The sequence below is a fragment of the Bartonella sp. AS69XJJH genome (genome assembly GCF_042195585.1).
Classification (GTDB): Bacteria; Pseudomonadota; Alphaproteobacteria; order Rhizobiales; family Rhizobiaceae; genus Bartonella.
In genome coordinates this window covers 15,521-27,137 of record NZ_JBHIOO010000009.1, presented here as the reverse complement: position 1 = coordinate 27,137, position 11,617 = coordinate 15,521, and the positions used below count along the sequence as shown (strand labels likewise).

The window sequence follows — 11,617 nt, the reverse complement described above, 5'->3', positions numbered from 1 at the left end:
TTATGGTAAAAAGTTTTTGATATGCCAATCTGTAAAATTAATCTTTAGAGAGAGTGTAATGATAAAAGAATGGGCGCCTGACTCTTGGAGAACAAGGCCAATTAAACAAGTTCCGACTTATCCGGATAAGTCTATGTTAGAAGATGTTGAGCGAAAACTGAGAAGCTATCCTCCTTTAGTTTTTGCCGGTGAAGCACGTGATTTAAAAAATGAATTAGCAGCAGTTGCGAAAGGCCAAGCTTTTTTATTGCAAGGTGGTGATTGTGCCGAAAGCTTTGCAGAACATGAAGCTGATAATATCCGTGATTTTTTTCGTGTATTTTTGCAAATGGCGATTGTTTTGACCTTTGGTAGTTCTAAACCGGTTGTTAAAATTGGTCGTATTGCTGGTCAATTTGCAAAGCCTCGCTCTTCTGATATCGAAAGAAAAGAGGGCGTTGAATTTCCTGCTTATCGTGGGGATATTATTAATGGCATTGAATTTGAAGCCGGTTCTCGTATTCCAGATCCGCAACGGATGTCTATGGCTTATCGCCAATCTGCAGCAACACTTAATCTATTGCGTGCTTTCTCACAAGGTGGCTATGCTAATTTAGAAAATGTTCACACATGGATGCTGAGTTTTGTTTCTAACAGTCCGCAGGGGGAACGTTATGAATTATTGGCAGAGCGTATTTCTGAAGCAATTGATTTTATGCGTTCTATAGGAATTACATCCAAAACACATTCTTCATTGCGTGAAACATCTTTTTATACCAGTCATGAGGCACTGTTGCTTGGTTATGAAGAGGCCTTAACTCGGATTGATTCAACTTCAGGAAATTGGTATGCAACATCCGGTCATATGTTATGGATTGGTGACCGTACACGTCAGATTGACCATGCTCACGTTGAATATTGTCGCGGCATTAAGAATCCTATAGGATTAAAATGTGGTCCTTCCATTGAACCTGATGAGCTTTTAAAATTAATTGATATTTTAAATCCTGAAAACGAACTGGGGCGGCTTACTCTCATTACGCGCTTTGGTTATGATAAAGTTGAAAGTTATCTGCCTAAACTCATCCGTGCCGTTGAACGCGAGAAGCGTGCGGTTATATGGTCATGTGATCCAATGCATGGCAATACAATTACTGCCAATGGTTATAAGACGCGTCCCTTTGATTATGTTTTAAAAGAAGTAGAGAATTTTTTTGCAGTGCATCGTGGAGAGGGAACTTATCCAGGAGGTATTCATATTGAGATGACAGGTCGTGATGTTACTGAATGTACAGGAGGGGCGCATGCCATTTCTGTGGACGATTTGTCTGATCGTTATCATACACAATGTGATCCACGGTTAAATGCAGATCAAGCGTTAGAATTGGCTTTTCTTGTTGCTGAACTCCTTAAAAAAAATCGTGTGACTGACTCGTTAGCAATTGCTGCTGGTGGGTAGGCAAAAATTTGCCTAATATTTTTTAGGTCATTATGGCAGAAGAGAATTTTTAAAAAAGTAATATTTCAGATGATGAAGAATAAAGTTGTGGTTGCTAAACTGATGAAATGATACAAAGGCTTATGAAAAATGATTTTCGGGTATCCATAGCCCAATTAAATCCTATTGTTGGTGATATTGAGGGGAATTTTTCTTTAGCTGTTATGGCGCATCAAAAGGCCAAAGAAGAGGGGGCTGATCTTGTTTTATTCACAGAACTTTTTATAAGCGCTTATCCGCCGGAAGATCTTGTTCTAAAACCTGCTTTTATAAAAACATGTGAAGAGACTGTTAAGAAATTAGCAAAGATAACTTTAGGCGGACCAGGAATTGTCATTGGTCTTCCATTAAGACGCAATGGCAATATTTACAACGGTGTCATGCTTCTTGATGAAGGGAGAGTCATTGCCGAAAGTTTGAAGTTTGATTTACCTAATTATGCTGAATTTGATGAAAAGCGTTTATTTTCTTCAGGTCCACGTCCTGAGCCTATTGTTTATCATGGAATCAAATTAGGAATAGTCATTTGTGAAGATCTTTGGAATGATTTCTCTCTTAGTACAGAGCTTAAAGATAAAGGAGCAGAAATTATTCTTGTCCTTAACGGATCTCCCTACTATCGTAATAAAACTTTAAAACGTATAGATATTGTTCATACGCAAGCTCTACGATCTGGGATACCCATTATTTATGCTAATCAAGTTGGTGGTCAAGATGAGCTCGTTTTTGATGGCGGGTCTTTTGCCTTGAATGGAGAAGGAAAAAAGATATTTCAAATGAAACACTTTGATAGCCATATTGCTTTAACCCATTGGCAAAAAACAACGACGGGCTGGCACTGTATTTCAGGTCCTAAAGAAAGTCTTCTCAATGGATTAGCGGCCGATTATCAAGCTTGTGTTTTAGGTTTGAGAGATTACATCAATAAAAATCGCTTTAAGGATGTTATTCTTGGTCTTTCAGGAGGAATTGATTCAGCCCTGTGTACGGCAATGGCGGTGGATGCTCTTGGTGCTGAGAGGGTTCGCGCCATTCTGATGCCCTATCATTATACTTCGCAAGAATCATTAAAAGATGCTAAAGAATGCGCACAACTTTTAGGGTGTCCTTATGAAATAATACCGATTGTGCAAGCTGTTGAAGCGTTTTTGAATACAATGGCGCCTGTTTTTTTAGGGTTGCCGCCTGATGTGACAGAAGAAAATCTTCAAAGCCGTGTACGTGGTACACTTTTAATGGCTCTTTCAAATAAATTCGGTTCAATGGTGGTAACGACAGGCAATAAGTCAGAAATGGCTGTGGGATATGCAACACTGTATGGTGATATGAATGGTGGGTTTAATCCTCTTAAAGATATTTATAAAATGCAGGTTTATGCATTAGCTGAGTGGCGCAATAAAAATCACTTGCACAATTTGAGAGGACCAGAAGGAATTGTCATTCCATACAATATTATAGAAAAAGCGCCTTCTGCAGAGCTGCGGGAAAATCAAAAAGATGAAGATTCTCTTCCCCCTTATCCTATTTTAGATGATATCTTGCAATCTCTTGTAGAAAATGACATGAGTATTTGTGATATTATTAAACGTGGGCATTCACGGGAAACTATTGAGAAAGTTGAACAGCTTCTTTATGGTGCCGAATATAAAAGACGACAATCTGCACCCGGTGTAAAAATCAGTTACAAGAATTTCGGACGCGATCGTCGCTATCCCATAGTCAATCATTTTCGCGATAAAAATTGAGTATTATTTTATGGTTAAAGTTCGTTTTGCTCCCTCTCCAACAGGTTATATTCATATTGGCAATATCCGTATTGCGCTTTTCAATTGGCTTTATGCGCAAGCGCATAAAGGAGAATTTATTTTGCGCTATGATGATACAGATGTTGAACGTTCTAAACAAGAATATATCGATGCTATTGCTGTTGACCTTAAATGGCTTGGTATTCAACCAGATGCAATTTATTACCAATCTAAGCGATTTAATCGATATGATGAAGTTGCGGAAATTCTCAAACAACGTAGTCTTCTTTATCCCTGTTATGAAACAGCGGAAGAATTAGATCGGCGTCGTAAAATCCAGCTTTCACGCAAATTGCCTCCTATTTATAACCGTGCAGCATTAAAATTGACAGCAGAAGAGAAAAAAAACTTTGAATCTCAAGGTCGTAAACCCCATTGGCGTTTTCTTCTTCCTAATTTTGAAAGCGATCCTTTGCAAACAAAGCGAACAGAAGTTTGCTGGAATGATGCCGTAAAGGGAAAGCAGACGATTGATTTGGCGTCTCTTTCAGATCCTGTTCTTATTCGTGAAGATGGAAGCTATCTTTATACATTGCCGTCTGTTGTTGATGATGTAGATATGGGTATTACGCATATTATTCGTGGGGATGATCATATTACAAATACAGGCGCTCAAATTGCTCTTTTTAAAGCTCTTAATGCAGAATTACCGGTTTTTGGTCATATCAATTTATTGGCAACAGTTTTAGGAAAAGGACTTTCAAAACGTAACAATGATCTTTCTATTCGTTCTCTACGGGAAGAAGGATTTGAATCTATAGCTGTTCAGTGTCTTGCTGTTTTGATTGGGACATCGCAAAATGTGCATCCCTATCCCAATCAAGCAGCGCTTTTAGAACATTTTAATCTCCAAGATACGTCAAGATCCGTTGCAAAATTTGATATTGCTGATCTTCTTGCTTTGAATAGTCATCTTGTCCATGAGTTAACCTATGAGGAAGTAAAAATGCGCCTTAAAAAACTTTCTATTGAGGGAGATAAGGCGGAATATTTCTGGAACGCGATAAGAAGCAATATTAATAAAGTCAATGATGCTGTTTTGTGGTGGAAAATCATTCATGATGAACAGAATTTTGATACAGTGACACTAGAAGATCGTGCTTTCGTGCGCCAATCACTCGATTTCTTGCCTGAAGGTGCTTTGAGTGAGGAAAGTTGGAAAATTTGGACAACAGCATTAAAAGAAAAAACAGGTCGAAAAGGAAAAGCTTTGTTTATGCCATTACGTCAGGCACTGACGGGCATGGACCATGGACCTGAAATGGGAAAAATTTTGCAGCTTTTAGGGCGTGAAAAGGTAGCAGAAAGACTCACTAGGAAATAAGAGCGGCTTTTTTTTAAGCATTTCGTTCATTTCACTTTTAAAGGGGATAAGGAATGGGTTTATTTACACGTTTTTATAAGCATGAAAGCAGGAATATCATCACCAAATCCAAGGGGCGTGTAATTCTTATTTTTTCGTGGGCGTTGTTTCTCAGATGGCTTCTCTTTATTATTTGCACTTTTGATATATTCTGTTTTATTCTCTTCTACAGATTTTTTAGCGTGAGCAACGGGCTCTTTGGGAGCAGTTTTCTTTGATGATTTTAAAGATTTTTTCTTTACAACAATATCTTCTGTTTGATCATCGGCTATTAAAGTTGAGAGATCTCCATTGAGCCATTCAATTTTTTCATTACTCATTTCCTCAATGGCATTGATATATTTTTGATCAGCTTTTGTGACAATTGTAAAAGCTTTTCCGCTACGATTTGCACGCCCTGTACGACCAATTCGATGGATATAGTCTTCAGCATGTGTAGGAACATCATAGTTAAATACATGACTTACAGCTGGAATATCGAGTCCACGGGCAGCGACATCAGAAGCAACAAGAAGCGTAAGTTTATTATTTTTAAAATCAGCTAGGGTGCTCATGCGCGAATATTGGTCCATATCTCCATGAAGTGCCCCTACATTAAAGTTATGTTTGATGAGCGATCTAAAAAGTTCAGAGATATCTCTCTTTCGATTACAGAAAATGATTGCATTTTGAAGCTCTGCACCTTCATTTTGGATCAGCTCTCGTAAAACCGCTCTTTTATCCCATGATTTATTTCCAGATTTGACAAGCCGTTGTGTAATTGTGGTAGCCGTTGAGGAAGCTTTTGTAACTTCAACAGATACGGGAGAATGTAAAAATTGTTTCGTTAGTTTTGCAATTTCTGGCGCCATTGTTGCAGAAAAGAATAAAGTTTGACGCGTAAAAGGGGTTAGCTTACAGATACGTTCAATATCAGGAATAAAGCCCATATCTAACATGCGGTCAGCTTCATCAATCACAAGGATTTCAACGCCCATTAGGAGTAGTTTACCGCGCTCGCAATGATCAAGAAGGCGCCCTGGTGTTGCTATAAGAACATCAGCTCCCCGTTCAAGTTTGCGATCTTGGAGTTCAAAAGAAACTCCACCAATCAAAAGAGCAACATTTAAACGATGATTTATTCCGTATTTATCAAAATTTTCTTCAACTTGAGCTGCAATTTCCCGTGTTGGCTCTAAAATGAGCGTACGGGGCATTCGTGCTCTTGCACGACCTTTTTCAAGGAGAGTGAGCATAGGCAATACGAAAGAGGCGGTTTTACCTGTGCCCGTTTGGGCAATTCCTAAAACGTCTTTTCCTTGAAGGACATGCGGAATTGTTTCACTTTGAATAGGTGTCGGAGCTGTATACCCCGCTGATTTCACCGCATTAATAACTTTTGCGGAAAGACCTAAATCATCAAAACTGTTTAAAGATGGTATCATTTTTTTATCAATTGCTCTGTGATTTTAACTGCGCTATCTAAATGATGATTATAACCAATATTCTACACTCTTTAAAAGTGTTAAGATGTTTTCACAAAAAAACTAACTATAACAATCATATACATATAAAACGCATAATACAATCATTAATAGCGAAATTGTTCTGATAAAATGCGCTCATCCCATGAATGAGTTGAGTCAAAAAGGATTGAAGCTGTTACTTCTGTTGCCATTGAAATAGTAACTGAATGGACAGATTTAACTTCAATATTATCTGCAGCAGCGTTGACAGGGCGTTTGTCAGGTTCAAGCATATCAAAACGCACTGTTACTGTATTGGGAAGCAAAGCTCCATGCCAACGCCGAGGGCGAAAAGGGCTAACGGGAGTGAGGGCCATAAGGGGGGCCATAAGAGGTAAGATAGGTCCTTGTGCTGATAAATTATAGGCGGTAGATCCAGCTGGTGTAGCGACGAGGACACCATCACAACTTAATTGTTCCATGCGTACGTTGTTATCAATGGTGATGCGGATTTTTGCGGCTTGATAAGATTGCCGAAAGAGGGATACTTCATTAATTGCAAGCGCTTCGATAAAATCTTGACATTCAGATTTTGCAATCATACGCAGGGGATGAATTTCTTTTTTATGTGCGACAGCAATACGATGGGGCAATTTTTTTTCATGAAATTCATTCATAAGAAATCCTACAGAACCTTGATTCATGCCATAAATAGGTTTGCCTGTGTACATGACGTCTCGTACGGTTTGTAACATTGTCCCATCACCACCGATTGCAACAACAATATCAGTTTCTTCCAGAGAAGAATGACCATAAACCGAAATTAACTTATGGGTAGCTTTGATAGCGTTCTCAGTTTCTGCGGAAATAAAATGAAAGCGACTTGGTAATGTAGTCATTAAAAAATTATCCTGATACTTATAATTTATGTTGTAACTTATTTTTGAGAGTTTTGAAGTTGCAATAAAAACTCTTTTTATAATAAAAAGAGCATTGAATAAAGAGAAGTTATTTCAAGGTAAAGTATCATTGAAAAGTAAGAGGAATTCGTCGTTATATAAGTTACAAACAAGTAATTTTTATTAGAATGATAATTTAGCATTGAAGCTAAGAGTATGATTAGTTAAAAGAGCATAACTGATTTTAATAATCAGTTTGAAGCACCCGTAGCTCAGCTGGATAGAGCGCTGCCCTCCGAAGGCAGAGGTCACAGATTCGAATTCTGTCGGGTGCACCAAATTCTTCAACTTCATATCATCCTAAATAGCAATATTACCTAAAAAGAAACCACTTCTTCTATGGAAATGGTCGTTTGAGTTGTTTATTAAGTGTTGTAGCGGATAAGAAAATGATTTTAAGAGAAGTAAAATGTGCGGCTGCGTATATAATTTTTCAGTTAGTCATTTTGAATATCAAGATAAAAAAACAAGATTATCTAAATATGCTTTCAATTTAACTATAAATATTTATAACATAAAAATACATATAATTCAATATGTTATTGTATGATTGATCTGGCAATGTTGACAGTAGATTGCTAAATATATTGTTCTGAGCATTAAAATAGATAGCTAAATGTGCTTTTATTCTATTTGGGGCGCTAAAGGTTGTTATAGTGAGATGGAACGCAGATGAGAAATATCACTAGTTAAAAGAATAATAATGGGAAAAATAATCGTCAAGATTTGAATTGGTTCAAAACGCTGTATCCAGTATGGTTATTATGGTTTTGAGAATGGGTATCGGGCGATTTCTCTATACACCAGTATTGTCAGTTATGTTGGATGAGGGATTGTTTACCTTTAAGCAACTTTCTTATATAGTTAGCGCTAATTATGGTGGTTATTTAGTTTGGGGGTATGTTCTTTACGCTTGGCTAAATTTGGAATATATCTCTTGCTCTTCATATGCTATCCTGTGCAGCTATAGTAATGATTGCACTTATTATTTCCATGACGTTAATACTTAGTCCTTTTGATCCGTTTTGCTGTTGGTATTGCGAGTGTAGCAATGATGGTTTTGGGTTTTATTATGATCATACAGCATAGCCATAATCGGCGGATTATTGCTTCGCTTTATGCAGGTGTAGGAGTTGGTATTTACTAGGTAATGAATATGTTATTATTAGTTTGAACAGGACGCTTGATGCGATCAACATTTGGTTTGGAGTCGGCTTAATGCTTGTTTAAAACTTTTTAAAACATACAGGTTTAATTATGACAACGATATCAACAAAACAGCCCCGTTCTTGCTTCCATTGCAAATGAAACCGCTTCTGTTAATAAAAGATCCCCAAAATATGAATTGACCAATCAAATGGATTTCGTGACTGGTCATATATTATATCGCATTCGTACTTTAAAAGATTTTGGTGATGTAAAAAAGGCGATCTAGGTAGTTTTATTGAAAATGAAAGCAACCTCATCTCATGATAAAAATTGCTGGGTTTCTGATAATGCCTGTGTTGTAAAATCTGGTCGTGTTTATGAAAGCGCAAGGGACTATGGCAATGCTGCTATTGGTGTCTATGTATATGGCAATGCCTTATATGTGATAAAACCCATGTGTATTTTGGTGCTCATGTTTATGACAATGCTCGTCTTTTTTATAATGTTTGAGTTTATCATTATGCGCGGGTTTATGGGAATGCAAAATTATCCGGTAATGCACGTACTCACAGCAATGCCGCGGTTTATGATCATGCTGTTGTTAAGCAAGGTTTACGGCAATCTAGAGTGGGGTGTCATGCTGATGTATATAGCACTGTTTATGATAATGCTAAGAGCTCTGGTGATTTCGTAATTAGAGGTAATGTGTATGGCAATACAAGAATAAAAAGACGTAGCGATTTATATTCGGCTCCCATAAATTGTGAGGTTGATGAAAGCGATAACGTTATTAAGATTGATAAACAGAATAAATGATAGACGAGAGGGGCGCCTTTTTGATGGCTATAAAACCCATCATAAAAGAGAGAATGCATAAAAGAAAGCCGTGCCAAGTGATATGACGCGGCTTTTAAATAGAGGTACTACAGATCATACAAAAGAAATCAATAATGAACGCATATATACAAAACGTATCATATTGCAAGCACTCTATTCGATTGATTAAAACTTATCAAAAGGAACGTAAATGAACAGATATGATCTTTAATCACTCATTTGAATTACAGAACCTATAAACACTTTTTTATGGCTATAAAACGTATTAAAAATAACTCCCTCATTTTTGAGCTGGTTATTTGAAACAAAGCACATTATCAAAATGCCTCTTTTAAAACGTTTCAAAATATCAAGCTTAAAATCTAGCTGAGTGAATTGAAATAACTTACATTCTAAAATTAAACGTATCAAATAAATTAAAATGCTTGGTAGGTTCATATCAAGATAATCAAGAGAAAATGCGTATTAAGTGAATATCTGTAACAAAACCCGTTTTTTTACATTTACGAGTATTGCTTTTTAAAAGCAGCTTTTCATAAGACAATAAACAATCGCTTTTTATAAAACCTAGGTTTCAACCGTTTCTTATAGAGATCTCATTTTATGTCTCTAAACGTTTAAACGTTCATTTAGTGAGATTCTCATAAGTGTATTTTCGCTTTGCACTAAACATAACTTCTGTGCAAATAAGTCGCTCCATATTTGGGCTGGCAAAATTAACCAGCTCAAATTCGGGCTCGTTAACTTTAGAATAGAGCATTCTTTAAACAGGGTAGATTTTGATTAAAAATTGAGTAAAATTCCATGCCTTTGTGATATGATTACGATCCTTTTGAAGTTTATCTGCTTATCTTTGTCTTAATAGGTATCCTCAAATTTGAGGGGACCTCATTTGGTTTCATATTTTTAAACTGTAACTTTTAAAACGTTTTTTCTTGTTTTCCTGCGTAAAAATCTTTTGATTTCATAAGACATAACATTATCAATTTTATTACCTGTTGTGATGATGGTATCTATGTAATGCCTGCCTATCATTTACTAACTTTTTAGTAAGCGGCGCTTTAAAATCGACTTATTTTTAAATCATTTTATGTATCCTTAATGAATTAAAACCTATCTTATGATAGTTTCAAATGATTATTCCTTTTAAGGTTTAGCTCAAAAAAGAGTAACCCCATAGCATTCTTTAAACGCATGCAATTTATGTTATTGATAATTTCCAACAATTACGTTTTTAATAATGTGATTTGTGTGTGATAAAAACGTATCATAAAATTTATGAACTGTTATGAAGGATAGCTGCTTTTCACTTCATTTGAATGGTTACATACGTTATAACATTTGCACCATGATTTGCTTTTTATGGTTTATTCATACATGGCAATTGTTTATAAAAAACGGTCAATTGAATCACGTATGAAAGTGTGGATTTTAAAGGGGCTTCATATAAAATAATTGCACACAAATTATTGGCTTTGTTGTATTTTTTATGATAAGATTCTTCTCTTACACGGTGTTATCAATTTGGTTTGCAAAAATCTGCTTCGCTTTTGACTTTTGATATGGATACAACCTCTTTTGAGGTAGAGCAAAGAATTTTTGAACCATGGAGAGTGCAACAGCGCTCTTCAAAAATCTTGATTGCTTTGTGGAGAAAATTAAAGAGGTAGATAATTATTCAGCACGTTATCAACTACCAGATTGTGAAGTAGAAATTCTTTATAATGACGTAATTATCAAAGATTATCCGCAATTTGGTGTTGGAGTTTCGATTAGTACTGGTATTTTAGCTGCTGCCTGCATAGTAATTGATTCCTATCAATTCCCAGCACTTATAAGATCTACAACTTGATTTTGATAAAAAGGGGTTGAGTGTTTGTGAAGAAAAAATATATGCGGATTGGTTAGAATTAAAGCTTGAATATGCCTTGAAATGGGCGATGAAAAAAGTTGATCTTCATAAATGCGGTTATTCCAGATATAGAGCACCACCTTGGAAAAAGAGTGAAGTTGAGGCACATAAGGTTATCAAGGTAGATGATGCAGATGATAGCTACTTCATATTGGTGTATTGGCTTTATTGGGTGATGTTGCAACTTTACAATCTTATTATCAAAGTTTCAGTGCAAGGGGTCATTTAGGCTTTGATGAAAATACCCAACCGATTCATTTTGAACGTGCATTGGTTTTAGCCAAAGAAGTGGTGAAATCTAAGCAACTCAGCTACGCTTTAATTGCAAAAGTAGTAAAAATATGAGCCATCTGGCAGAAAAACAAAGTTCTTAATAAGAGTCTTTCCAGAGAGGTGGACTCATTCTTGGAAAGAACAAAATAGCTAAATTTATCGAAACAAAAGATAAGGAATATCTCCTTAAGAAATATCAAGAAGATCTAAAAAGATTAAAGCCAGAGTCTAGTTTAAAGCTGCCATCATCAGTTGAGTGAACCCAACAATGGTGGAGTTTTATCCATTGGCGGAAATCTGATGTTTGAAAGAGGATTTCTTGATGTGAAGGAAACATTGTAATAAATAATTATTATAAATCAATATGTTATATAAATTTATTATTTTTGAGATTAAT

At 36.1% G+C, this 11,617-nt stretch carries 10 protein-coding genes and 1 tRNA gene; 9 read left to right on the top strand and 2 right to left on the bottom strand.

Translation table 11 applies throughout. The features are described from left to right. The first annotated feature begins 58 nt into the window (after window positions 1-58). The 3 genes from ACFIK6_RS05795 to gltX all read left to right on the top strand — a co-directional run bounded on the left by ACFIK6_RS05795 (window position 59) and on the right by gltX (window position 4,606). A complete protein-coding gene (locus tag ACFIK6_RS05795; RefSeq protein ID WP_375677461.1) occupies window positions 59-1,438 on the top strand; it encodes a class II 3-deoxy-7-phosphoheptulonate synthase in 1,380 nt (459 codons plus the stop codon). 122 nt (window positions 1,439-1,560) lie between these two features. Then, window positions 1,561-3,222, top strand: a complete 1,662-nt coding sequence (locus ACFIK6_RS05790; RefSeq protein WP_375677460.1) for an NAD+ synthase — start codon at window positions 1,561-1,563, stop codon at window positions 3,220-3,222. Between the two features lie 10 nt (window positions 3,223-3,232). Further along, window positions 3,233-4,606, top strand: a complete 1,374-nt coding sequence (gene gltX, locus ACFIK6_RS05785) for a glutamate--tRNA ligase (RefSeq protein WP_375642158.1) — start codon at window positions 3,233-3,235, stop codon at window positions 4,604-4,606. A 59-nt stretch (window positions 4,607-4,665) separates the two neighbouring features. Here gltX and ACFIK6_RS05780 read toward each other — a convergent pair whose 3' ends face one another. Together ACFIK6_RS05780 and ACFIK6_RS05775 are read right to left on the bottom strand one after the other, a co-directional pair. Then, complete coding sequence (locus ACFIK6_RS05780) at window positions 4,666-6,069, bottom strand: DEAD/DEAH box helicase (RefSeq protein ID WP_375642157.1); 1,404 nt, start codon at window positions 6,067-6,069, stop codon at window positions 4,666-4,668. A 146-nt stretch (window positions 6,070-6,215) separates the two neighbouring features. Continuing rightward, window positions 6,216-6,989, bottom strand: coding sequence for an NAD kinase (locus ACFIK6_RS05775; protein ID WP_375642156.1), 774 nt, complete (start codon window positions 6,987-6,989; stop codon window positions 6,216-6,218). Between the two features lie 261 nt (window positions 6,990-7,250). On the opposite strand from ACFIK6_RS05775, the gene ACFIK6_RS05770 reads away from it, so the two are divergent. The 6 genes from ACFIK6_RS05770 (at window position 7,251) to ACFIK6_RS05745 (ending at window position 11,292) form a co-directional block, all read left to right on the top strand. Next, a tRNA-Arg gene (locus ACFIK6_RS05770) sits at window positions 7,251-7,327 on the top strand. 477 nt (window positions 7,328-7,804) lie between these two features. Continuing rightward, window positions 7,805-8,059, top strand: coding sequence for a YbfB/YjiJ family MFS transporter (locus ACFIK6_RS05765; RefSeq protein ID WP_375642155.1), 255 nt, complete (start codon window positions 7,805-7,807; stop codon window positions 8,057-8,059). Window positions 8,060-8,064: 5 nt separating this feature from the next. After that, a complete protein-coding gene (locus tag ACFIK6_RS05760; RefSeq protein WP_375642154.1) occupies window positions 8,065-8,196 on the top strand; it encodes a YbfB/YjiJ family MFS transporter in 132 nt (43 codons plus the stop codon). Between the two features lie 303 nt (window positions 8,197-8,499). Continuing rightward, window positions 8,500-8,892 carry a hypothetical protein gene (locus ACFIK6_RS05755; RefSeq protein WP_375642153.1) on the top strand — a complete coding sequence of 131 codons (393 nt, stop codon included), beginning with the start codon at window positions 8,500-8,502 and terminating at the stop codon, window positions 8,890-8,892. A gap of 1,749 nt (window positions 8,893-10,641) precedes the next feature. Continuing rightward, on the top strand, window positions 10,642-10,887 hold the full coding sequence (locus ACFIK6_RS05750; protein WP_375642152.1) for a hypothetical protein: 246 nt from the start codon (window positions 10,642-10,644) through the stop codon (window positions 10,885-10,887). Between the two features lie 210 nt (window positions 10,888-11,097). Continuing rightward, window positions 11,098-11,292 (top strand): hypothetical protein, encoded by a 195-nt coding sequence (locus ACFIK6_RS05745; protein ID WP_375642195.1) that lies wholly within the window; start codon window positions 11,098-11,100, stop codon window positions 11,290-11,292. Window positions 11,293-11,617 lie beyond the last annotated feature (325 nt).